We start from the raw sequence: 21,343 nt of genomic DNA, 5'->3' as shown, positions 1-21,343 counted from the left end.
GCAAACTACGCAGCTGCCCCTACCGCGCCGGACGCCTGGCCAAAGCCATCCACGTCCTCCAGAACCACGAGACCGCCGCAGGATGAAAAAGGCTCATTGTCACGGCGGGCAGACCGTCCCGCTGGAGGGCAGTTTTGCGTCCACCAGGAAATCCAGCGCGGACTGCGTCGCGCACGACGACTGCACCAGCGCGCCGTGCCCGCTGCCCTGCCAGCCCACCAGGACCCCGGCGGGCAGCGCCTGCGCCGCCCGCTCGGTGCCGCCCTGCGGCGTGACCGGGTCGGTCGCGGTGCTCAGCACCAGGATCGGCGGCGCGCTGGTCAGCTCGGGCACCTTCGGCAGCGGCGGCACCGGGAACGGCCCGCACAGCAGCAGCCGCCGCGCGTGCCACGCGCCGAACAGCGGCTGCTTGGTCCGCCAGTCGTCGGCCATGCTCTTCACCCGCTCCGGCGGAATCCGGGTCGTGGTGTCGTTGCACCTGGTCACGATGCCCGGGTCGAGCAGCGGCGGGTTCTCGTCCCGGTCCACCACCTGCGGGAGCACGAAATCCGCCAGCGGCGCGCCGTTGCCCGACTCCGCGGCCACCAGCGCGTCGGCCAGCGCCGGCCACTTCGCGCGGTCGGCCAGCCCGGCCAGCACCGCCGACACCGCCGTGCCGGGCGTCAGGTCCAGGTCGCTGCCGCGGATCTTCTTGATCCGCAACGAGTCCAGCAGCGCGGTGAACCGCGTGGTGGCGTCCGCGCCCAGCGGGCACGACCGGATCACGCAGTCCTTCTGGAACGCCGCGAACGTCTCCTCTGCGGCGACGGCCTGCGCCTGCGCCACCCCCGGCACGTCCAGCGCCGGGTCCGGCGCGCCGTCGAACACCATCCGCCCCACCCGGTCCGGGTAGCGGCTCGCGTACAGGGTCAGCACCCGCGACCCGTCGCCGATGCCGATCGCGTTCAGGTGCGAGGTGCCCAGCGCCTCGCGCAACTGCTCCAGGTCCGCCGACGCGCGCCACGAGTCCACCGCCGGCAGCCGGTTCTCCAGGTCCAGCACGCACTCCTGGCTGGCCCGCCCGATCGACTCCAGCAGGTCTTCCTGCGACGGGTCGTCCGGGTCCGACTCGACGATCCCAACCCGCGCCGACTCGGGCACGCACTGCACGCCGTCCGACTTGCCGGTGCCCCGCCGGTCCACCCCGACCAGGGTGAACGTGCTCAGCAGCGCGGGCGGCAGCGCCGCCGCCAGCCGGGCCGCCTTCAGCGTGCCCGGCTCGCCGTCCGGGTCGCCGACCAGGACCAGCGCGCTGCCACCCGTGCCGACCTTCAGCAGCGACATGCCGAGCGCACCGCGCCCCGGCCGGTTGGGCACGTCCAGCTTCACGGTCAGCCGCGCGCACTCGTAGGCCTGGTCACCCGCCGGCGCGGACGACCCCATCCGCGCCTTCGTCGCATCGGTGCACGACGACCAGGTCAGGGACGACTGGAAGTTCTCCAGCGGGGGGACCTCGCGAGGTCCGCTCGGAGCCGGGGCCCGGGTCTCCTCGCCGGCCCCGTGCACGGCGATCACCGGCCGGGTCGACGGTCCCGCGCTGCACGCGCCCAACGCGCTCAAAGCCACCAGCACCAGGGCGGCGTGACGCCGACGCGGCACAGTCGTCCCTCACTCTCTGTCGACGGTGGTGCAAAGCCTCACATAAGCGAGGTGAGACTTCGGTGAGCGGAGGAGGATGGCGAGGTGGTCATGGTGCACGTCGAAAATATCCCTGAGCGGCGCGTTTCCGGTTCCGGGCCGTTCGCCGCCGTCGCCCGCGCGTTCGGCGCGGTCCCGCCGCCGGCACTGGTGCTGCTCGGCGTGGTGAGCGTCCAGGTCGGTGCGGCGTTGGCGAAGCAGCTCTTCACCGTGGCCGGTCCGATGGGCACGGTCACGCTCCGGCTGGTGCTGGCCGCGCTGGTGCTGCTGGTCGTGTGGCGGCCGTCGTTCCGGGTCGACAAGCGGACCCTGCTGGTCATCGGCGGCTACGGCCTCGTGCTCGGGGCCATGAACCTCACCTTCTACCAGGCCATCGAGCGCATCCCGCTGGGCGCGGCGGTCACCATCGAGTTCCTCGGGCCGCTCGCGGTGGCCGTGATCGGGTCGCGGCGCTGGCTGGACGGCGTGTGGGCGCTGCTCGCCGCCGCCGGCGTGGTGCTGCTGACCAGGGCCGACGGTGGCCTGGAGCTGACCGGCGTGCTGTTCGCGCTGGCGGCGGCGGTGTGCTGGGGCGGTTACATCCTGCTGGCGGCGGCGCTGGGCAGCCGCACGTCCGACGGCGGCGGGTTGGCGTTGGCGATGGTGTTCGCGTCGGTGGTCGTCCTGCCGTTCGGCGTCGCCGACGCGGGCGCGGCCCTGCTCGACCCGGTCGTGCTGATCGCGGGCGCGGCGGTGGCGCTGCTGTCGTCGGTCATCCCGTACTCGCTGGAGCTGACCGCGCTGCGCCGCATCCCGCCCCGCGTGTTCGGCATCCTGATGAGCCTGGAGCCCGCCGTGGCGGCCCTGGCGGGGCTGGTGCTGCTGCACGAGGCGCTGCGTCCCGCACAATGGGTGGCGGTGTGCTGCGTCGTCCTGGCATCGGTCGGGGCGACCCGGACCGCACGCCCCCCGGAGGACGCAGTGGTGCGGAGCAAGGCGGCGACGGTCGAGGAGTACCTCGGCGAGCTGCCCGCCGACCGGCGCGACGCGGTGGCCCAGGTGCGGGAGGTGATCCTGGCGAACCTGCCCGACGGCTACCAGGAGGGCATGGCCTGGGGGATGATCACGTACTCGGTCCCGCTGAGCCGGTCCGGGAAGACCTACAACGGGCAGCCGCTCGGGTACGTGGCGCTGGCGTCGCAGAAGAACCACCTGTCGCTGTACCTGATGTGCGTGGACGGCGGCCGTGAGCGGGAGTTCCGCGCCGAGTTCGAGGCCACCGGCCGCAAGCTGGACATGGGCAAGTCCTGCGTCCGGTTCACGCGGGTCGAAGACCTGCCGCTGGACGTGATCGGCCGCGAAGTCGCCCGCTACCCGGTGGACGCGTTCCTGGAGCTGGTCACCGCCCGGTCGGACCGCTAGCCGCCGGCTCGGTGCCACCCGGTCCGGTGCCGCCTCGTCCTGCGGTGCCGCGTTCCGGGGCGGCCCCGTCCAGCGTCCCGTCCACCAGCGTCCCGTCGACCAGGTCCCGGCCGCGCGCCTCGAAGATCGCCGCGTACTGCGCCGAGTACCGGTCGTAGACCTCGATCACGTCGTCGGCCTTCGCCACCTCGCCCCGGAACCGGTCGCGCAACCGCCGCATCGTGTTCACGTCGCCCCGCCGCTTCTGGCTGTGCAGGTACGGCTTGAACGTCACGTTCAACCCGCCCACCACCGCCGCGACCAGCAGCAGGGTCTTGCCCAGCACCGTCTCCGACGACGTGAACCCCACCGCCAGCACCGCGGGCACCAGGATCAGCACGATCGTGTAGACCACACCGGTGCTGCGGTGCACCTGCCGCCACACCATCAACCGCCGGCAGTCCGTGCGCATCCGGTCGTCCAGTTCTCCGACGAGCGCGTTCGCATCCCCCACGTCCCGTCACGGTACGCGTCCGGCCGGTGACCGTCCCCGGATTCGCGGGTTTCGCGACCGCGTGGACTCAGGCCGGTTTGACCTCGCCGCGCAGCACCGATTCGACGTCGTAGCGCGCCGGCTGTTCGAGCTGGTCGTAGCCGCACGACCCGGGCGTCCGGTCCGGCCGCCACCGCCGGAACTGGCCGTTGTGCCGCAACCGCGCCGGCGCGGCCCCTTCGGTCTGCGAGTACGCGATCTCCAGCACGCGCTCCGGCCGCAGCGGCACCCAGTCCGCGTGCTTGCCCCGCCACCGGTTGATCTCGCCCGGCAGCCGCCGCCCGTCCGGCTCCACCAGCCACGGGTGCTCACCCCCGGTGATCAGCCCGGCGAACTCGGCCGCGAGCTCCCGCCGCTCGGCCGCCTTGAACGAGCCGACGACACCCACGTGGTGCAGCACACCCCGGTCGTCGTGCAGCCCCAGCAGCAGCGACCCGACCGCCGTGCCCGGATCGGTGTCCTTGTGCCAGCGCAGACCGGCCACCACGCAGTCGGCGGTCCGCTGGTGCTTGACCTTGATCATGGTCCGCTTGCCCGGCGAGTACCCGGCCGACGCGGGCTTGCCGATCACCCCGTCCAGCCCCGCGCCCTCGAAGAGCTCGAACCACCGCGCGGCGACCGCGCCGTCCGCCGTGACCGGCGTCAGGTACAGCGAGTCGCCCGGCGTGACCAACTCCTCCAGCCGTGCCCGGCGCGCCGTGCACGGGTCGTCCAGCAGCACCTCGTCGCCCACCGCCAGCAGGTCGAACGCCACGAAGCTCGCGGGCGTCCGCTCGGCCAGCACCTCCACCCGGCTGGCCGCCGGGTGGATGCGCTCGGACAGCGCGTCGAAGTCCAGCTTGTCGTCCTTGGCCACGACCAGCTCGCCGTCCACCACGACCCGCTCGGGCAGCGTGCGCAGCAGCGCCGCCACCGCCTCCGGGAAGTACCGGTTGAGCGGCTTGCCGCTGCGGGACTGGAGGGTCACCTCGTCGCCGTCGCGGAACACCAGGCAGCGGTAGCCGTCCCACTTCGGCTCGAACACCCACTCGGCGTCGGTCGGGATCTTGGCCACCGCGGTGGCCAGCATCGGCTGCACGGGCGGGTTCAGCGGGAGCACCACGCCGCCATCCTGCCCGGCGACGGGCTCCGGCGCACGTGATCGGCCGGTTTTACCGGACGCGCTGCCGGGCGCGGGCCGCGAGGTCGAGCCTGATCGCCGTGGGCAGCACGGACACGCCCAACGTGTCGCGCGCCCGGCCCAGCACCCCGTCCAGCTCCCGCCACACCGCGCGGACGTCCGCGCCCTGGCGCAGCGTGAGCTTCATCCGGAGGGCGGGCTCGCCGATCACCTTGACCTGCGCGGACGTGACGCCGTCGACCTGCTCCACATCGGACTTCACGGCGTCGGCGAGGGCCGAGGAGGTGACCACCAGGTGGTGGTCGAGGACGAGGTCCGGGTGCCGCTCCGGCGTCGCGGCGCGCCACGCCCAGCGCAGCCCGACGACCACCAGGAACAGGCCCACGATCAACGCGCCGATCCGGACCTGGAGCAGGTGGTCGCGGGCCCAGGCCAGGGCGGTCGGGTCGAGCAGCGGCCGGTCCTCGCGGCGGGCGTTGAGGACGACCGCGCCGGCTCCGACGAGCAGCGCGATCAGGCCGAGGATCGCCGCGCAGACCCGTTCGGTGCGGTAGGAGCGGGCGATCATCGGCCCTCCGTTCCCGTGGTGGCCAGGTCGTCCGAGGACTTCGGACGACCCGGTGCGCTGCGTCCCGACGTGCTCTGGTCGGGAATCCGGTGGTCGATCGGGTGCGCGGACCGGCGGTCCTTGGGGGAGCTGACGACCACGGACACCTTGGGTGCCTTCGCGATCGGCAGCGACTCGACCGTCTCACGGACGACGTCGAGCAGCCGGGGGCGCAGCGAGGCTTCGTCGTGCAGCGCGCTGGTCGCCCGCACGCGGATCTTGCGGCGCGAGACGGTGACCGACGCCGACGAGACCCCCTCCTCGGCCCGGACGCGGTGGCCGACGACGCGGGCCAGCGCGGTCGGGGTGGTGGTCACGACGACCTGGTCGGACGGGTCGTGCAGGCGCACGTAGCGGAACCGCGCGGTCATCGCGACGAGGAGCAGCAGCAAGCCCGCGACGGCGGTGACCAGCCCCACGGTGCGGACGCGGTCGTCGGTCCAGCTCAGGTCGCGCGGCACCTGCACGAGGTGGCCGTTCCCGGCCCAGTGCCAAGCGATGTCCGCGATCAGCAGGACGCCGGCGGCGGCCACGGCGAGACCGAGGACAGGGGAGATCAGGCGGAGGAACGCGCGCACGGGCGGTCACCCCACCCTGGGCGGCGTCGGGGCCCGCAGCGCGGACACGGTCACGTCGACCTCACGCACCCGGTAGCCGGTGATGCGCTCCACCTCGTCGGACACGGTGCGCCGCACGGAATCGGCGGCGCGGCGGACGGGCGTCGGGTAGCGGAGGGTCAACTTCACCGCGATGTCGAGGACGTGCCCGTCCTCGTGGACCTTCACCGAGGAGCCGTCCTCGGCGGCGGGAGCGAGCCCCACGGCGCGTTCCGCGATCTTGCGCAGCACGGAGGAGTGGATGTCCAACGAGCCGCGATCATCGGCGTCGGCCCCCGCGACATCCTCCACATCGGACTCGAAGATGGCGTCCAGGGGCACCACGTAGGTGCGTATCCGCCGACCACCGGAACTCACTTGTCCCGCCCCCGCCCGATCAGGTCACCGAGGTCGAGCTGCCCGTCCAGCACCCGCCCCACCACCAGCCCGATCACGCCGACAGCCAAGGTGACGAGAAACGCGGCGAACCCGCTGGCCGCCGCCAACCCGAGCACCAGCCCGGCCAACAACCCGGTCTGCGTCCCGTTCATGTGCCCACACTCCCAACCACTAGATCCACTAGATGAGATCCCGCCGACCCCGCCGACCGATCAACCGCCGCCAAAACCCCCGCTGCACGAACGAAACCGGCGCATCAAACCGCGACTCCGCAGATCGTGACTTCCCAGCCCGTGACTTCCCATGCTGCGGCTTCCCGTGCTGTGGTTCCCCGGACTGCGGTTTTCCGCGCTGCGGTTTTCCAGACTGGGGCTTCCTGTCTGCGCCCTCCGACTCCCCGGCCCGCAAAGCCGCCAACCCCCGCACGAACACCTCGGGGTCACCCCCGACATCCGGGTGGTTGGCCCGCACAAACGCCCGAATCTCAGCCCGCCGACGGTTCACCCCAACCCCTCTTGCCCGACATCCGGACGGCCAGGGCTGCCCGCCCTGCCAAGGCTGCCCAAGGTGCCGGAGCTGTCCAACCCGCCCGCGCTGTCCAGCCCATCTGCGCTACCCGCGCTACCAGCTCCCGCCCGATACCAGGCGAGCCGCACCCACCGCGCCACTTCACGCGGCTGCACTGACAGCCGGCGGCTCGGTGGCAGGTTCTCTGGTGCCCGGCGGCTTGCTGACAGACGATTCGATGGCAGACAAACGTTTGCGGATGCTGCTTTGGGCGCGAAACCGCAGAGCGGCATCGGATGGCGGCTGCACGACCCTCCAGGTCGATGGAGCACCAGAACTGCGCGAAAGCGCAACACCCCAGCAACCGCGCGCAGGACCCGACGCAGGCAGTGACGGAGCCAGCGACGCAGCGAGCGGTTCAGGGGAGGACGCAGCGAGTGATCGGGTGAGCGGTCCACGGACTTGTTGGTCCCAATAGGACGCCCGTTCAGGCCTACCGCTCCACTACTGCCTACCGCGCCGCTGTCTGCTGAACCGCTGCCTGCTCCTGCTGCGCCGCTGTTCAGCCCCCGCCCCAGCGCCAGCCCCAATCCCAATCTCAGCGCCAGCCCCAGCGCAGGCGGCTGGGTTAGCGCAGGCGGCTGGGTCAGCGCCAATGGGAGGGCTAGGGGAAGAGGCGGGAGCGGGGGCGGGGCTTGGGGTGGTTGGGCGGGTGTGTCGAGGGTTGTGGTGGCCTGGCGCATTCGCTTCGCCGGGAGTGCCGCGCTCCTTGTTTCCGGCAACGAAATCTTTGTTCCGAAAGTGCCCGGATTTCGGTTCCTTCGCCTGATCGAAGGGCGTCTGGCGCATTTCGCCGAAACGTTTTCCCTGGTCACGGGTCCTCCAGGTCGGCCACCACCACGTCCACCGGCACAGGCACGGACGCCCCGGACGCCCCGGACGCCCCGGACTTGCCGGACGCCCCAGCCGCCCCAGCCGCACCGGGCACGCCGGACATCACCGCCCGCACCACCGCCCGCAGTTCCGCCACCACCTCCGGGATGGGGCGTCCGGGGCGCAGCACCACCGCTACGCCCACCCGGTCCTCCGTCCGCACCCCGACGACGCGCTTGCCCGGCAAGTACGACTCGTACCCGCCCGCGAGGCGGGCCACCGACGGGTGCGCCAGCAACGCCGCCTCGATCCGTTCCGCCGCGTGCATGCGCGCTACTCGACGCGCGAGGGCTGGTTCTGCTCTTCGGAGTCGCCGTCCTCGTCGGGCAGGTGGATGTCGTTCACCGCGATGTTCACCTCGATGACCTCCAGGCCCGTGATCCGCTCGACCGCCGTGATCACGTTGCGCCGCACCGCCCGCGCCAGGTCGACGATCCCCGCGCCGTACTCGACGACCAGGTCGAGGTCGATCGCCGCCTGCTTCTCGCCGACCTCGACCGACACCCCGGACGTCGCCGACGTGCCCGCGCCGGGAATCCGCTCGCGCAGCGCGCCGAACGCGCGCGACACGCCACCGCCGAGGGCGTGCACGCCGGAGATCTCGCGCGCCGCGATGCCCGCGACCTTCTGCACGACGGACGACGCGATGGTCGTCTTGCCCTGGGTCGTGTCGTCGGCCAGGCGGGCGGGGGTGGTGTCGGGCTTGGTGGCTGTGTTCTGGGCCATGGCGCGGTCCTTTCCGGATCCGAATCGTTCTGCACAGGTTCGGATGCGGACCGTATCGGGGTCGTCACGGCAATGTGATACCCCTCACCCCATGGGTCGGCCAGGTTCAGCCTATGGAGCGATGTCGATCAAATGCACGTGCACGACCGGCGCGGCGTCGCCCAGGTGTGCCAGGAGCTGCCGGGCCACCTTCGACCGCAGCTCGTCCGCCGCCGCGATCGCCGGGTCCGGGTACCTGGCCGCCACCAGTACTTGCAACTGCCCGTCCTCCACGGCCGTGCCGCGCACGTGCAGGTCCAGTTCCGCCGCCGCCTCGACGGCGAGCTGCCGGCACACCGCGAGCACCGCCCGCTCCGCCACCCGCACCCGGTCGCCGTCCTGGACGAACTCGACCGGTGGGGCACCCAGCCTCGGTCGGATGCCGCGCACGGCGGCCAGCACCCTGATCACCAGACCCGGCGGCGTCGGCACGGCGACCACGGCGGTCTCCCGCACCGCGTCCCACCGCCGCTCCAGGTCGGCCAGTTCCGCTTCGCAGTCCGCGCACCCGGTCACGTGCCGGGCCAGCGCGGGGTCGTCGTCCCGGTCCGCCAGGTGCGCCACCAGCTCGTCCACCGAGCGTCCGCAGGGGAACGGGCTCACCGCCGCTCCTCCAGCTTCGCCATGAGGGCCACCCTCGCCCGGTGCAGCCGCGCGCGCAAGGCCGGCACCCCCGTGCCCATCACCTCGGCGACCTCCTCATAGCTCAGTCCTTCCAGTTCCCGCAGCACCAGCGGCACCCGCTGGGACGGGTCCAGGCTCGCGATGGCCCGCAGCACGTCGTTCGTTGTCTCGTTGCGCAGCACCGTGGTCTCCGGTCCGTCCGACGTGCGCGGCTCGGGCACGGCCTCCAGCGGCACGGTCGGCTTCCTCCGTCGCAGGTGCGTCAGCGCCGCGTTGGTCACCACCCGGTAGAGCCAGGTGGCCGGCGCGGCCTCGCCGCGGAACCGGGGCAGCGCGCGCCACGCCGAGATCCACGCGTCCTGCACCACGTCCTCGGCCTCGACGGGGTCTCCCACGATCCGCAGCGCCACCCGGTACATCCGGCCGGTGTGCCGGCGGACCAGCTCGTCGAACGCGGCGGTGTCCCCGTGCACCGCCGCGGCCGGCAGGGGCCGGTCCGATGTCATGTGCCCGCCCGCCGGTACCTGAGCAGCAACGCGCTCCCGTACCGCAGGACCGAGGCCAGCTCCAGGTCGCGCGGCGCGGGGGGCAGCGGGCCGACGGCGATCCGGCCGGCGTCACCGCCCGCGAGCACGGGCGTGAACGTCACGCACAGCACGTCCACCAGGTCGGCCGCGATCAGCGCGCCGAACAGGGTCGGCCCGCCCTCGCAGTCCACCCGGCGCAGGCCGCGCTCGTCCAGCGCGGCCAGCGCGGTGGGCATGTCCACCCGCTGTTCGCCCGCGACCACGACGTCCGCGCCCGCCTCGCTCAGCGCGTCCCGGCGCTCGGCCGGCGCGTCGGCCGTGGTGAGCACGATCAATCGCGCCGAGGTGTCGGTGATCAGCGGCGACGTGGGCTCGATCGAGCACCGGGCGGTGACCACGGCGATCGGCGGCACCGCCGACAGGCCCAGCCGGGCCCGCCGCTCCTGCCGCACGTCGCCGGCCCGCACGCCCCGGTAGCCCTCGATGAGCGCGGTGCCCGCGCCGACCAGCACCACGTCGGCGAGGTCGCGCCCGAGGGCGAAGACCTTCTTGTCGGCGGGGTTGCCCAGGCCGCCGGACTTGCCGGCGACGGTCACCCCACCGTCCACGCTGGACACGAAATTCACCTGGACGAACGGCCGGGTCAGCCCGGCCGGGTAGTCGTAGAGGCGTTCGAGCCCGGCGTCGGCGAGCACGTCGGTCTGCCCGGAGCCCGCGTGGGGTGGCGGCCACAACATCTGCACCTGCCCATCCCAGCACGCCGTTAGGCTTCGGGCATGTCAGCCCCGCGCCTGTCCGACCGCGACCCCCGCGTCGAGGCGGACGAACTGGTGGGGGCGATGCTCCCGCCGCCCCGGTTCGACACCGTCCGGTTCGACACCTACCTGCCCAACCCCGACGAGCCGAGCCAGGCCGCCGCGGTCGAGGCGTGCCGGGCGTTCGCCGAGCGGGTGGCGGCGGGCTCGCCGGGGTGGTTCGGTTCGCTGTTCCGCCGGTCGTCGGAGGACAAGCCGGGGCTCTACCTCGACGGCGGGTTCGGCGTCGGCAAGACGCACCTGCTGGCGTCGATCTGGCACGCGGTGCCCGGCCCCAAGTCCTACGGCACGTTCGTGGAGCTGACGAACCTGGTCGGCGCGCTCGGGTTCGCCGAGACGGTCCGCCGGCTCTCGGGCCACGAGCTGCTCGCGATCGACGAGTTCGAGCTCGACGACCCCGGCGACACCATGCTGGTGACCAGGCTGATCAAGGAGCTGACGGCGGCGGGCGTGGCGGTCGCGGCGACGTCCAACACGCTGCCGGACAAGCTGGGCGAGGGCCGGTTCGCGGCGGCGGACTTCCTGCGCGAGATCCAGTCCATGTCGGCGAAGTTCACCGTCGTGCGGGTGGACGGCCCGGACTACCGGCACCGGGGCCTGCCCGACGCGCCGGAGCCGATGTCGGACGACGAGCTCGCCGCGAAGGCCGGGAGCACGCCCGGTGCGACGCTGGACGACTTCACCGGGCTGTGCGCGCGGCTGGCGGAGCTGCACCCGTCCCGCTACGGCCGGCTGCTGGACGGCGTCACGGCCGTGCACCTGCGCGGTGTCGCGCCCGCGCCGGACCAGGCGGTGGCCCTGCGGCTGGTGGCGCTGGGCGACCGGCTCTACGACCGGGACATCCCGGTCGCGGTGTCCGGTGCGCCGCTGTCCGAGCTGTTCACCGAGGAGATGCTCCGGGGCGGTTACCGCAAGAAGTACCTGCGCGCCGTGTCCCGGTTGGTAGCCCTTTCGAGGTAGTCCCGCACCCCTTCCGGGGGTATCGGGAACCGCCCTCCCGAGGGGACCTCCGAACGACCCGGGGCGCTGGTTTTGTGGGGTTGGACACGGGTATCCAGAGTCGGTGATGAGTGAAGCGGAGCGCCGGACGCTGAACGAGATAGAGCACAGACTCGCCGTGGAGGAGCCGGGACTGGCCGACGTGCTGGTCACCGGTCGCCCTCGCCACCCCGTTGTCACCTACGCCTTGGCGGGCACGTTCGTCGCCCTGGGCCTGCTGCTGCTCAGCCTGGGCGTCGTGGGGAGCGCGCTGCTGTGCTTCGGCTGCGCGGCGATCACGCTGCTGCTGCGCGGTGTCACCCTCCGCTGACCCGACCCCCGACCCGCCGACCCCGGCCCGTCACGGGATGAGGTTCACGCGCGCCGTGCACGTGCCGACCAGCGTCGTCGCGTCGTAGTTCTCCCAGCGCGCGTCGCCCTCCCACGGGTCCTGCACCAGCAGCCCGGCGAAGCTCGCCCCGATCAGCCGTAACGAGCTCATCCGCGTGTACCCGGTGACCACCCGCGCGTGACCGGGTACGAAGCTGATCGACGGCCGCAGCTCGCGCACCTCGGACCGGTACTCGGCGAACGTCGGCGAGGACGTCAGCACGGCGGTCAGCGCCTTGCCGGTCAACGTCTCCAGCGCCGGTGCCACGTCGTGCTCGTCACCGGGCACCGGGTGCTCCTCGGTGCCCAGCCCCAGCTCCTCGGCCAGCCGCTCCTGGTCGTAGCGGTACCGGTAGAAGTCCAGGACCACCTGCACGCACGCCGCCGCCGCCCACTCCGCGGTCTCCTGCCGGAACGGCCGGCCGCACAGCCTGAGCTCACGGGTGTCCACGCGCGGTCTGAGCACCTCCTCGACCAGGTCCCGGTCGAAGCGCCGCACCACGGGCTCGGTCACCTTCAGCACCTGCGCCAGGTGGGTGAGGTCCTGCACCCGCTGCCGGTAGCGCTCCTCGTTCGCGATCCGCGCGGCGGCCGACACCACCGGCCGCACCAGGGCCCTCGGCGGCTCGACCCGGCCCTCCGGCACCACCGCGACCAGCGGCGCGCCCAGGCACGGCCGGGCGGCGACGTCGACGTAGCCGTCACCGGCGGCGTGTCGCCACAGCACGATCTCGCCCGTCTCGTCGCACACCGGCACGGGCCGCTCGGACAGCCGCGTGCCGTCGGCCGGGAACGGCAGCGCACCGACCGTGACCAGCACTCCAAGCTGCGCCGCGACCAGTCGCGCCGACTCGACCGTGGCCATCGAACCCTCCCCAGAATGGTGTCCGTGTCCTGAAGAGCACCCGGAGGGGGCCGCTGATACGCGAAACCGGTTGGCTTCGCGGTACACGTCTGGACGACGATGCGGGGTGTGGGATTCCTGGACTCGAACGGCCTCGCCTACCGCCTGCCCGACGGCCGCGAGCTGTTCCGCGACGTGTCGTTCAAAGTCGGCGCGGGCGCGGTGGTGGCGCTCGTCGGCGCGAACGGCGTGGGCAAGACGACCCTGCTGCGCATCCTGTCGGGTGAGCTGACCCCGAGCGCGGGCAGCGTGCGGGTGCAGGGCGGGCTGGGCGTGATGCCGCAGTTCGTGGGCTCGGTGCGGGACGGCAGCACGGTGCGCGACCTGCTGCTGACGGCGTCGCCGAAGGCCCTGCGGGACGCCGCGACGGCCCTGGAGGAGGTCGAGCTCGCGCTGATGGAGACCGACGACGAACCCACCCAGATGCGCTACGCGGACGCCCTGACCGGGTGGGGCGAGGCGGGCGGCTACGACGCCGAGGTGCTGTGGGACACGGTCACCGTGGCCGCGCTCGGCGTCCCGTTCGACCGGGCCCGGTTCCGCGAGGTGCGCACCCTGTCCGGCGGCGAGCAGAAGCGGCTGGTGCTGGAGGCGCTGCTGCGCGGGTCGGAACAGGTGCTGCTGCTCGACGAGCCGGACAACTACCTGGACGTGCCGGGCAAGCGCTGGCTGGAGGAGCGGCTCACCGACACCGGCAAGGCCGTGCTGCTGGTCAGCCACGACCGGGAGCTGCTCGACGTGGCCGCCACGCACGTGGTGACCGTGGAGGCGCACTCGGCGTGGACGCACAGCGGCTCGTTCGGCACGTGGCACGCGGCGCGCGCGGCGCGGATCGAGCGGCTGGCCGAGCAGCACCGCCGCTGGAACGAGGACCACGACCGGCTCAAGGAGCTGGTCCGCACGCTTCAGATCCAGGCCCGGATCAGCGAGGTCATGGCGGCGAAGTACCGCGCCATGCAGACCAGGCTGGCGAAGTTCGAGGAGGCCGGGCCGCCGCCGGAGCTGCCCACCGACGAGCGGGTCACGCCCCGGCTGCGCGGCGGTCGGACGGGCGTGCGCGCGATCACCTGCGCCGGCCTGGAGCTGACCGGCCTGATGAAGCCGTTCGACGCGGAGATCTTCTTCGGCGACCGGGTCGCGGTGCTCGGCTCGAACGGGTCGGGCAAGAGCCACTTCCTGCGGCTGCTGGGCGGCGGCGACGTGGCGCACACCGGGGCGTGGCGGCTGGGCGCGCGGGTCGTGCCGGGGCTGTTCGCGCAGACCCACCAGCACCCGGAGTGGATCGGCCGGACCCTGGTGGACCTGCTGTGGCACGGCGAGGCCGGCCGGTCGGGCAAGGATCGCGGCGCGGCCATGGCGGTGCTGGACCGCTACGGGCTGGCCAAGTCGGGCGACCAGCGGTTCGAGACGCTCTCGGGTGGCCAGCAGGCGCGGTTCCAGGTGCTGTTGCTGGAGCTGTCCGGTGCGACGCTGCTGCTGCTCGACGAGCCGACGGACAACCTGGACCTGAACTCGGCGGAGGCGTTGCAGTCGGCGCTGGACGAGTTCACCGGGACCGTCGTGGCGGTCACCCACGACCGCTGGTTCGCCCGCACCTTCGACCGCTTCCTGCTGTTCCGGTCGGACGGCGAGGTGGCGGAGGTGGATGAGCCGGTGTGGGACGAGCAGCGGGTCCGCCGCGTTCGCTGAACCCCGCTCGCGGGGCCGGGCGAGCACACCGGCCCCGCGCCGGGTGGGTGACCGGCCCGGCCCCGCGTCGGCTAGGCCAGGTCGAAGGTCATCGTCGTGGGTGACCCGGTGGCGTCGCTGTGGTAGCCGGAGGCGGTCACCGTCACCTTCGCCTTGCCCGAGTCGGTGAACTTCACCATCTCCACGCTGCCGTCCCGGGCCGGGTAGTTCACGTACTCCACCGTTTTCATCGGCGTTGTGGCGGGCACCGCCGCGCCGTGCGGCATGACGGTCTTGGCCAACAACTGCAAAAGGTGTAGGCGGTCCTTTTCCTCCTTCTCGGCGGTTTCCGCCTTGATGAACGCCATGAGCCCGCGCCAGGCCCAGTTCTCCAGGACGATCGCCTCGCCCGTGGAGCGGATGCAGCCGAGCCGGTCGGTCTGCTGGTCGCCCGCCACTCCCCGGTGCAGGCTGATCAGGGTCGTCCCGGGGACGACGTGCCCGTAGACGGTCCTCCCGACGAACCCGAAGCCGTCGTCCTTCTGCTGGCCGAACACCTTCCTGGTGGGCTCCACCCACTGTTCCCACGCCTTCTGGAACACCCACTTGCCGGCGTCGGTCAGCGTGCCCGCCACCTCGGCCGCGACCTCCGTGCCCAGGGCCGAGAGCCACGTCTTGGCCGGCTCCGAGGCCACGGTCTTCGCGGCCGCGCCACACCCCGTCGCCGCCAGCGCCAAGCTCGACCCGGCGGCCACCAGAAGATGCCTGCGAGAGATCACACGGACCGCCCTCCGCTAGAAGCGCTGAAACCGCTTTCAAAATACCCGGCGCGGCGTCTCCCGGTGAAATGTGCACGGACCGTTCCCGGTCGTGCGCACCTGGTCATCCACAAAGGGAAATTGCCCGCACAATTGCGGTCGGACGCGGTCGGCGAATTCGCGGGCGTAGGCCGTTCGGCCCTGTTCCCCGCCGCCCGGGTGAGGGCGGCGGGCGGGCCTGCCGCTACTCGACGTGCGCGGTCAGCCGACCGGCCTTGACCGCCTTCGCCAGCCGCTCGTGGTCGGCGGCGGTCTGGTCGGCGTAGTCCACCGCGTACCGGGTGAACGCGTCGTCGAGGCCGTCACCCGCGCAGTAGCCGGCGAGCAGCCTCGGGTCCAGCGACCGGGAGTGCGCCCGCGCCAGCAGCGCCCCGGCGAACCTGCCGTAGTCGTCCAGCGCGTCGCGCTTCAACCTGGTCGCGTCGATCTCGCCCTTGCGGTTGCGGAACTGGCGGACGATGAAGTGCCGGTCGCCGATCGTGGTCCAGCCGAGCAGGATGTCCGTCTCGGCCTGCACCAGCCGCGCCCCGTGCACGATCCGCTTGCCCTCGTGCTTGCCCGCCGGCACGTCCAGGAACGGCGCGAGCGCGGACGGCCGGGCCTCCTTCACCTGGAGGATCAGCGCCTCGTCCCCGTTGCCGTGCAACAGGACCAGGTAGTTGCGCAGCCCGACGCTGCCGGTGCCGACCACCCGGAAGGCCACGTCGGACACCCCGTAGCGCATGATCAGGTCGTACCGGGACTCGCGCAGCGTGTCCACGTAGGACGGCAGCGCGTCGATCACGGTCCGGGCCTCGTCCTCCGGGATGCGGGTCAGCACCGGGGGGTCGGCGACGAAGCGCCAGTGCCCGCCCTCCCGCCGGGTCCACTTCGCGGCGACCTTCGCGCTGGTGTTCTTGCGCGCCTTGGACGCGGCCTTGCTGAACTCGTCGGTCAGGTCGTCGGCCTTCGCCTTGGACAGCACCGATTCGTCGCCCAACGCGCTCCACGACTCCAGGAAGGGGATCTCCGCGAGGTGCCGCGCCGCGTCCCGGTAGGCCCGCACCGCGTCGCCCGCCGCGTCCCGGCAGCCCTTGTCCGACACGCCGCCCTCGCGCCCGGCCAGCACCAGCGACGTGACCAGCCGCTTGAGGTCCCACTCCCACGGGCCGGGCAGGGTTTCGTCGAAGTCGTTGATGTCCATGACGATCTGGCCGTCGGGCGTGCCGTACAGGCCGAAGTTCGCCGCGTGCGCGTCGCCGCACAACTGGGCGTCCAGCCCGCTGCGCGGACCCGCCGCGAGGTCGCCCGCCATCAGCGCGGCACTGCCCCGGAAGAACGCGAACGGCGAGGCCAGCATCCGCCCGACGCGCAACGGCACCAGGTGCGGCAGCCGGCCTTCGTTGGACGCCTCGACGTACTCGACGACCGAGGGCCGGTCCGCCGCGAGCGCCGTGCGGCGGTGCACCTCGTGCGGCACCGCCGAGCGCAGCCGCCGACCTTCGGCCAAGACCTCCTCGGGCTCGGTCCAGCGTCCCAGCGCGACGGCCGCGACGGCCCGTCTGTGTTCTCCCATACCGGGCATGATGCACGCGCGGCGCGCTGGATACCGTCTCGTGCCACGGCTGTGACCTGCGCAATCGGGCTGTCTGCGCAATTCGGGCACGGCCGCCACCGGCCGTGTCCGGACGGTGGCGATCAGTGCCGGGGGACGGCGGCGCGGGCGGGTGCGGAGGGTACCCGCGCCACCGGGTCGGACTACCGGGTCGGGCTACCGGGTGAGCACCCGCTCGACCGCGTCGAGGCCCTGGTCGAGCTCGGCCTCGGTGATCACCAGCGGCGGCGCGACGCGCAGCGTGGTGTCCTGGGTCTCCTTGCACAGCACGCCGAGCCCGGCCAGCGCCTCGGACGCCTCGCGACCGCGCGGGCCGCCGGGCGCGATCTCCACGCCCGCCCACAGGCCCCGGCCGCGCACCTCGGCGACGCCCCGGCCGACCAGCTCGCCCAGCCGCGCGTGCAGCCGCCCGCCCAGCTCGCGGGAGCGCCGCTGGAACTCGCCGGTGGCCAGCAGCCGCACCACGGCGCGGCCGACCGCGCAGGCCAGCGGGTTGCCGCCGAACGTGGAGCCGTGCTCGCCGGGCCGGAGCACGCCCAGCACGTCCCGCCGGCCGACCACGGCCGACACCGGCACGATGCCGCCGCCCAGGGCCTTGCCCAGGGTGTACAGGTCGGCGCGGACGTCGTCGTGGTCCAGCGCGAACAGCTCGCCGGTGCGGCCGAGGCCGGACTGGATCTCGTCGGCGATGAACAGCACGTCGTGCTCGTCGCACAGCGCGCGGATGCCCGCCAGGTAGCCGGCGGGCGGGACGACCACGCCCGCCTCGCCCTGGACGGGCTCGATCAGCACGGCGGCGGTGCGCGGGCCGATCGCGTCGCGCACCGCGTCCAGGTCGCCGTACTTCACGACCCGGAAGCCGGGGGTGAACGGGCCGAAGTCGGCGCGCGCGGTGTCGTCGGTGGAGAACGACACGATCGTGGTGGTCCGGCCGTGGAAGTTGGAGCCGGCCACGACGATCTCGGCGGTGCCCTGGGGGACGCCCTTGACCTGGTAGGCCCACTTGCGGGCGACCTTGATCGCGGACTCGACGGCCTCCGCGCCGGAGTTCATCGCCAGCACCATCTCGGTGCCGGTCAGCTCGGCGAGCTCGCGGCAGAACGGGCCGAACTGGTCGTGGTGGAACGCCCGGCTGGTGAGGGTCACCCGGCCGAGCTGCGCCACGGCGGCGGCCACCAGGTCGGGGTGCCGGTGGCCGAAGTTGAGGGACGAGTACCCGGACAGGAAGTCGAGGTAGGTGCGCCCCTCGACGTCGGTCACCCACGCACCCTCGCCGTGGGAGATCACGACCGGCAGCGGGTGGTAGTTGTGCGTGCTCCACTGCTCGTCGAGTGCGATGAACTGCCCCGTGGTGGGAGCGGCGACGGTGGTCATGTCACCAGGCTAAAGGGCTTCGCACGGCGATTTCATCCGTGAGGTGTTGCGTCTCTGGCTGATTCATTGCGCAGTTGGGGATTGGTGTGGCGTTCTGTTGCGCAGCGGGCGGGCCGATGAGCGCGCGGATACAGTCCGACGATGGCGAAGAAGTCCGCGCAGGTCGTACCGGTCCGGGACGCGCTGCGGGTCGAGCCCGGCGACTTCGAGATCGCGCGGCTGGACCCGGCGGCCACGCCGGTGGGGCCGAAGTCGAAATCCGAGGCCGCCGCGGACCTGGCGCAGGTCGCCGCCGAGCTGGACGCGCTCCAGGAGGCGCTCTACGCGGAGGGCACCGGCGGCGGGCGGCGGCGGGTGCTGCTGGTCCTCCAGGGCATGGACACCTCCGGCAAGGGCGGTGTCATCCGCCACGTCGCCGGCCTGGTGAACCCGCAGGGCCTGCACATCGCCTCGTTCAAGAAGCCGACCCGCGCCGAGCTGCGGCACGACTTCCTGTGGCGGGTCCGGCGGCAGGTGCCCGCACCGGGGCTGATCGGCGTGTTCGACCGGTCGCACTACGAGGACGTGCTCGTCGCCCGGGTGGACGGGCTGGTGCCCGCCGCCGAGTGGCGGCGGCGCTACGGGCTGATCGACGACTTCGAGGCCGAGCTCGCCGGCAGCGGCGTGACCACCGTGAAGTGCTTCCTGCACATCTCGCCGGACAAGCAGCGGGAGCGGCTCGTCGAACGCCTGGAGAACCCGGCCAAGCGGTGGAAGTACAACCCGGGCGACCTGGCCGCGCGGGCGAAGTTCCCGCAGTACCAGGCGGCCTACCAGGACGCCCTGGTGAAGTGCTCGACGGCGGTCGCGCCCTGGTACGCGATCCCGGCCGACCGCAAGTGGTACCGGAACTGGGCGGTGGCCCGGGTGCTGCTGGAGGCGCTCCGGGAGGTGGCACCGGTGTTCCCCGAGCCCTCGTACGATCCGGTGGTCGAATTGGCTCGCCTCCGGGATGCCGATCCGTTGCGCTAGATGCAATATCCGTTGCACCTATTGTCCTCCCGCTGTGGTCTAGTCCACTGTGGGACATGCCGCGGGCACGGTGGAGCGGAGGTCTGGCGTGGAAATGGACAGGCGGCGGTTCCTGGGGGCCGTGGGCGTTGGAGCGGGGTTGCTGATGACCGAAGGTGTCGCCGAGGCACGCGCGGAGGTCCGCGTCTACCTGGGCACCTACACGACCTGGGCGGGCGGCGGGTCCGGCCTGGGGCTGGCCTCCTACGACGCGGCCACCGGCCGGTTGCGGTCGACCGGTGTGGTCGCGGGCGTGCCCAACCCGTCGTTCGTGATCACCGCGGGCAAGCGCGTCTACGCGGTGAACGAGCAGTCGAAGGGCACCGTGACCGCGTTGCAGGTCGGCGCGAACGGGGTGCCCAAAGTGATCAACACGCAGAGCACCGGCGGCGCGGACCCGTGCCACCTGCTGCTGCACCAGGGGCACGTGCTGGCCGCGAACTACAGCTCGGGCAGCGTGTCCGTGCACCCGGTGCGCCCCGACGGCGGGCTCGGCGCGCGGACGGACCTGGTGCGCCACCAGGGCTCCGGGCCCGACCCGGACCGCCAGGAAGGCCCGCACGCGCACCAGGTGCTGGCCGACCGGGCGGGTGAGCACGTGCTGGCCGTCGACCTGGGCGCGGACGCCGTCTTCTCCTACCGGCTGGAGCGGGGCAGGCTGACCCGCGTCGGCACGGCCAAGCTGCACGCCGGCGCGGGACCTCGGCACCTGGCGTTCCACCCGAACGGGCGGTACGCCTACATCGCGAACGAACTGGACTCCACCGTCGTGGTGGCGTCCTACGCGGGCGGTGTGCTCACGCCGGTGCAGAAGCTCGACACGCTGCCGCCCGGCGCGCCGACCACGCCGCGCAACTACCCGGCGGAGGTCGTCGTGTCGGCCGACGGGAGGTTCGCGTACCTGTCCAACCGGGGCCACGACAGCGTGGCGGTGTTCGCGGTCGAGCAGGGCGGTGCGGTGTTGCGCCTGCTGGAGGCCACTCCGGTGGGCGGCGAGTTCCCCCGGCACATCGCGTTGGACCCGACCGGCAAGCTGCTGTTCGCGGCCAACCAGAACTCCAACACGGTGACCACGTTCGCGGTGGACCAGTCGACCGGGGGGCTCAAGCACACGAGCACCTTCCCGGCCCCCATCCCGGTGTGCGTCGCCCTGTAGGGGGAACTTTCACCGCCGCGACCGTCCACAGTGGTACGCCGTACGCATGAACTTGCTGGCAGCACTGATGGTGGCGGCACTGACCCCCGCGCCGACCCCCGTCGCCCCGGAGTACGTCGCACTCGGCGACTCCTACGCGGCGGGGGTCGGCGCGAACCGGGAGGCGTGCGGGCGCAGCACCGCCGCCCACCCCGAGCTCTTCGCGGCGCGGCGCGGGATGACGCTGGTGTTCGCCGCGTGCTCCGGGGCGACCACGGCCGAGGTCCTGGCGCAGACCGGGCGGATCACCTCGGAGACGTCGCTGGTCACGGTGACCGTCGGCGGCAACGACGCGGGCTTCGCGAGCGTGATGGTCTCGTGCGTGCTGAGCACCGACGCGGGGTGCGGGAACCGCGTGGCCACGGCCGAGCGGTTCATCCGCGACGAGCTGCCCGCCCGCTTGGCCGGCGTCGGCGCGGCGGTGCGCGAGCGGACGTCCGCGCCGGTCGTGGTGCTCGGGTACCCGAGGCTGTTCGAGCCGACCGGGTGGTGCGGCCTGAGCGAGGCCAAGCGGGCGGCGCTCAACCGGGCGGCCGACCTGCTCGACGAGACGGCGCGGGCCTGGGCCGAAGACGACGGGTTCGTGTTCGGCGACGTGAGGGAAGCGTTTGCGGGGCACGGCGTGTGCGGTCGCGACCCGTGGGTGAACAACGTGTCGATCCCGGTCGGCGACTCCTACCACCCGAACGCGGCCGGCCACCGCGACGGCTACCTGCCGGTGTTGGAGCGCGTCGCGCCGTAGGGCGCTCGGCTCCTGGCGGGTGCCGGGGCGCGTCGACCCGGGGGTCGGCGCGCCCCGCCCGTGAGCGCGGAACCCCGGCCCGCCGCGCCGGGGCCGTCCGGAACCCGTTGGCGGTGATCGGCCGCGA

Annotated in this window: 23 protein-coding genes and 2 pseudogenes; 9 read left to right on the top strand and 16 right to left on the bottom strand. The window is 72.7% G+C overall.

Features of this window, described 5'->3' with window-relative positions; genetic code table 11:
• Positions 1 to 86, top strand: a pseudogene (locus AB0G01_RS29685) (IS5/IS1182 family transposase); the annotation flags it as partial.
• Between the two features lie 13 nt (positions 87 to 99).
• On the opposite strand, the gene AB0G01_RS29680 reads toward AB0G01_RS29685, so the two are convergent.
• A complete protein-coding gene (locus AB0G01_RS29680) occupies positions 100 to 1,638 on the bottom strand; it encodes an alpha/beta hydrolase (protein WP_360952106.1) in 1,539 nt (512 codons plus the stop codon).
• 90 nt (positions 1,639 to 1,728) lie between these two features.
• On the opposite strand from AB0G01_RS29680, the pseudogene AB0G01_RS29675 reads away from it, so the two are divergent.
• Positions 1,729 to 2,616 (top strand): annotated as a pseudogene (locus AB0G01_RS29675) (EamA family transporter); the annotation flags it as partial.
• A 21-nt stretch (positions 2,617 to 2,637) separates the two neighbouring features.
• Positions 2,638 to 3,078: a DUF1801 domain-containing protein gene (locus AB0G01_RS29670; protein ID WP_360952134.1), complete on the top strand. Its 441-nt coding sequence runs from the start codon at positions 2,638 to 2,640 to the stop codon at positions 3,076 to 3,078.
• On the opposite strand, the gene AB0G01_RS29665 is transcribed toward AB0G01_RS29670, so the two are convergent.
• From AB0G01_RS29665 to AB0G01_RS29615, 11 genes are all read right to left on the bottom strand, one after another.
• Complete coding sequence (locus tag AB0G01_RS29665; RefSeq protein ID WP_360952103.1) at positions 3,056 to 3,571, bottom strand: hypothetical protein; 516 nt, start codon at positions 3,569 to 3,571, stop codon at positions 3,056 to 3,058. The two genes, AB0G01_RS29670 and AB0G01_RS29665, sit on opposite strands and share 23 nt — an antisense overlap.
• A 67-nt stretch (positions 3,572 to 3,638) precedes the next feature.
• Positions 3,639 to 4,712 (bottom strand): ATP-dependent DNA ligase, encoded by a 1,074-nt coding sequence (locus tag AB0G01_RS29660; protein ID WP_360952100.1) that lies wholly within the window; start codon positions 4,710 to 4,712, stop codon positions 3,639 to 3,641.
• Between the two features lie 49 nt (positions 4,713 to 4,761).
• On the bottom strand, positions 4,762 to 5,298 hold the full coding sequence (locus AB0G01_RS29655; protein WP_360952097.1) for an alkaline shock response membrane anchor protein AmaP: 537 nt from the start codon (positions 5,296 to 5,298) through the stop codon (positions 4,762 to 4,764).
• Positions 5,295 to 5,915, bottom strand: coding sequence for a DUF6286 domain-containing protein (locus AB0G01_RS29650; RefSeq protein WP_360952094.1), 621 nt, complete (start codon positions 5,913 to 5,915; stop codon positions 5,295 to 5,297). Before AB0G01_RS29650 ends, AB0G01_RS29655 begins: the two co-directional genes overlap by 4 nt.
• A gap of 6 nt (positions 5,916 to 5,921) precedes the next feature.
• Entirely contained in the window at positions 5,922 to 6,311 is a 390-nt protein-coding gene (locus AB0G01_RS29645; protein WP_360952091.1) for an Asp23/Gls24 family envelope stress response protein, read from the bottom strand.
• A complete protein-coding gene (locus tag AB0G01_RS29640; protein WP_360952088.1) occupies positions 6,308 to 6,484 on the bottom strand; it encodes a hypothetical protein in 177 nt (58 codons plus the stop codon). The genes AB0G01_RS29645 and AB0G01_RS29640 overlap by 4 nt, the downstream gene beginning before the upstream one ends.
• 1,226 nt (positions 6,485 to 7,710) lie before the next feature.
• Positions 7,711 to 8,040 (bottom strand): hypothetical protein, encoded by a 330-nt coding sequence (locus AB0G01_RS29635; RefSeq protein ID WP_360952085.1) that lies wholly within the window; start codon positions 8,038 to 8,040, stop codon positions 7,711 to 7,713.
• Positions 8,041 to 8,045: 5 nt separating this feature from the next.
• Complete coding sequence (locus AB0G01_RS29630; protein ID WP_360952082.1) at positions 8,046 to 8,498, bottom strand: Asp23/Gls24 family envelope stress response protein; 453 nt, start codon at positions 8,496 to 8,498, stop codon at positions 8,046 to 8,048.
• A 111-nt stretch (positions 8,499 to 8,609) separates the two neighbouring features.
• Entirely contained in the window at positions 8,610 to 9,140 is a 531-nt protein-coding gene (locus tag AB0G01_RS29625; protein ID WP_360952079.1) for a hypothetical protein, read from the bottom strand.
• A complete protein-coding gene (locus tag AB0G01_RS29620; RefSeq protein WP_360952076.1) occupies positions 9,137 to 9,667 on the bottom strand; it encodes a sigma-70 family RNA polymerase sigma factor in 531 nt (176 codons plus the stop codon). Before AB0G01_RS29620 ends, AB0G01_RS29625 begins: the two co-directional genes overlap by 4 nt.
• Positions 9,664 to 10,425, bottom strand: coding sequence for a pyrimidine reductase family protein (locus AB0G01_RS29615; RefSeq protein ID WP_360952131.1), 762 nt, complete (start codon positions 10,423 to 10,425; stop codon positions 9,664 to 9,666). The genes AB0G01_RS29620 and AB0G01_RS29615 overlap by 4 nt, the downstream gene beginning before the upstream one ends.
• A 39-nt stretch (positions 10,426 to 10,464) precedes the next feature.
• Here AB0G01_RS29615 and zapE point away from each other — a divergent pair, with 39 nt between their 5' ends.
• Positions 10,465 to 11,463, top strand: coding sequence for a cell division protein ZapE (gene zapE / locus AB0G01_RS29610; RefSeq protein ID WP_360952073.1), 999 nt, complete (start codon positions 10,465 to 10,467; stop codon positions 11,461 to 11,463).
• A gap of 106 nt (positions 11,464 to 11,569) precedes the next feature.
• Complete coding sequence (locus AB0G01_RS29605; RefSeq protein ID WP_360952070.1) at positions 11,570 to 11,812, top strand: DUF3040 domain-containing protein; 243 nt, start codon at positions 11,570 to 11,572, stop codon at positions 11,810 to 11,812.
• A 30-nt stretch (positions 11,813 to 11,842) separates the two neighbouring features.
• Here AB0G01_RS29605 and AB0G01_RS29600 read toward each other — a convergent pair whose 3' ends face one another.
• Positions 11,843 to 12,736, bottom strand: coding sequence for a hypothetical protein (locus AB0G01_RS29600; protein WP_360952068.1), 894 nt, complete (start codon positions 12,734 to 12,736; stop codon positions 11,843 to 11,845).
• A 99-nt stretch (positions 12,737 to 12,835) separates the two neighbouring features.
• Here AB0G01_RS29600 and AB0G01_RS29595 point away from each other — a divergent pair, with 99 nt between their 5' ends.
• Entirely contained in the window at positions 12,836 to 14,464 is a 1,629-nt protein-coding gene (locus AB0G01_RS29595; RefSeq protein ID WP_360952065.1) for an ATP-binding cassette domain-containing protein, read from the top strand.
• Positions 14,465 to 14,535: 71 nt separating this feature from the next.
• On the opposite strand, the gene AB0G01_RS29590 is transcribed toward AB0G01_RS29595, so the two are convergent.
• The 3 genes from AB0G01_RS29590 to rocD form a co-directional block, all read right to left on the bottom strand.
• On the bottom strand, positions 14,536 to 15,222 hold the full coding sequence (locus tag AB0G01_RS29590; RefSeq protein ID WP_360952062.1) for a hypothetical protein: 687 nt from the start codon (positions 15,220 to 15,222) through the stop codon (positions 14,536 to 14,538).
• Between the two features lie 223 nt (positions 15,223 to 15,445).
• Complete coding sequence (locus AB0G01_RS29585; RefSeq protein WP_360952059.1) at positions 15,446 to 16,816, bottom strand: DUF2252 domain-containing protein; 1,371 nt, start codon at positions 16,814 to 16,816, stop codon at positions 15,446 to 15,448.
• Between the two features lie 195 nt (positions 16,817 to 17,011).
• Positions 17,012 to 18,229, bottom strand: a complete 1,218-nt coding sequence (rocD, locus tag AB0G01_RS29580) for an ornithine--oxo-acid transaminase (protein ID WP_360952056.1) — start codon at positions 18,227 to 18,229, stop codon at positions 17,012 to 17,014.
• A gap of 141 nt (positions 18,230 to 18,370) precedes the next feature.
• On the opposite strand from rocD, the gene AB0G01_RS29575 reads away from it, so the two are divergent.
• The 3 genes from AB0G01_RS29575 to AB0G01_RS29565 all read left to right on the top strand — a co-directional run bounded on the left by AB0G01_RS29575 (position 18,371) and on the right by AB0G01_RS29565 (position 21,216).
• A complete protein-coding gene (locus AB0G01_RS29575) occupies positions 18,371 to 19,240 on the top strand; it encodes a PPK2 family polyphosphate kinase (protein WP_360952053.1) in 870 nt (289 codons plus the stop codon).
• A gap of 145 nt (positions 19,241 to 19,385) precedes the next feature.
• On the top strand, positions 19,386 to 20,435 hold the full coding sequence (locus AB0G01_RS29570; protein WP_360952050.1) for a lactonase family protein: 1,050 nt from the start codon (positions 19,386 to 19,388) through the stop codon (positions 20,433 to 20,435).
• A gap of 46 nt (positions 20,436 to 20,481) precedes the next feature.
• Positions 20,482 to 21,216: an SGNH/GDSL hydrolase family protein gene (locus tag AB0G01_RS29565; protein WP_360952047.1), complete on the top strand. Its 735-nt coding sequence runs from the start codon at positions 20,482 to 20,484 to the stop codon at positions 21,214 to 21,216.
• Positions 21,217 to 21,343 lie beyond the last annotated feature (127 nt).

It is taken from the genome of Actinosynnema sp. NPDC023587 (genome assembly GCF_040640215.1).
Taxonomy (GTDB): Bacteria; Actinomycetota; Actinomycetes; order Mycobacteriales; family Pseudonocardiaceae; genus Actinosynnema.
The sequence above is the reverse complement of the archived record's forward strand: the minus strand, read 5'-3'. Positions and strand labels throughout refer to the sequence as shown.

Excerpts from the sequence above, each read along its gene's own strand:
- rocD (WP_360952056.1), bottom strand. The coding sequence starts at position 18,229 with ATGACCACCGTCGCCGCTCCCACCACGGGGCAGTTCATCGCACTCGAC.
- AB0G01_RS29655 (WP_360952097.1), bottom strand. The coding sequence starts at position 5,298 with ATGATCGCCCGCTCCTACCGCACCGAACGGGTCTGCGCGGCGATCCTC.
- AB0G01_RS29630 (WP_360952082.1), bottom strand. The coding sequence starts at position 8,498 with ATGGCCCAGAACACAGCCACCAAGCCCGACACCACCCCCGCCCGCCTG.
- AB0G01_RS29615 (WP_360952131.1), bottom strand. The coding sequence starts at position 10,425 with ATGTTGTGGCCGCCACCCCACGCGGGCTCCGGGCAGACCGACGTGCTC.
- AB0G01_RS29570 (WP_360952050.1), top strand. The coding sequence starts at position 19,386 with ATGACCGAAGGTGTCGCCGAGGCACGCGCGGAGGTCCGCGTCTACCTG.
- AB0G01_RS29565 (WP_360952047.1), top strand. The coding sequence starts at position 20,482 with ATGAACTTGCTGGCAGCACTGATGGTGGCGGCACTGACCCCCGCGCCG.
- AB0G01_RS29585 (WP_360952059.1), bottom strand. The coding sequence starts at position 16,816 with ATGGGAGAACACAGACGGGCCGTCGCGGCCGTCGCGCTGGGACGCTGG.
- zapE (WP_360952073.1), top strand. The coding sequence starts at position 10,465 with ATGTCAGCCCCGCGCCTGTCCGACCGCGACCCCCGCGTCGAGGCGGAC.
- AB0G01_RS29635 (WP_360952085.1), bottom strand. The coding sequence starts at position 8,040 with ATGCACGCGGCGGAACGGATCGAGGCGGCGTTGCTGGCGCACCCGTCG.
- AB0G01_RS29640 (WP_360952088.1), bottom strand. The coding sequence starts at position 6,484 with ATGAACGGGACGCAGACCGGGTTGTTGGCCGGGCTGGTGCTCGGGTTG.
- AB0G01_RS29605 (WP_360952070.1), top strand. The coding sequence starts at position 11,570 with ATGAGTGAAGCGGAGCGCCGGACGCTGAACGAGATAGAGCACAGACTC.
- AB0G01_RS29600 (WP_360952068.1), bottom strand. The coding sequence starts at position 12,736 with ATGGCCACGGTCGAGTCGGCGCGACTGGTCGCGGCGCAGCTTGGAGTG.
- AB0G01_RS29595 (WP_360952065.1), top strand. The coding sequence starts at position 12,836 with ATGCGGGGTGTGGGATTCCTGGACTCGAACGGCCTCGCCTACCGCCTG.
- AB0G01_RS29575 (WP_360952053.1), top strand. The coding sequence starts at position 18,371 with ATGGCGAAGAAGTCCGCGCAGGTCGTACCGGTCCGGGACGCGCTGCGG.
- AB0G01_RS29620 (WP_360952076.1), bottom strand. The coding sequence starts at position 9,667 with ATGACATCGGACCGGCCCCTGCCGGCCGCGGCGGTGCACGGGGACACC.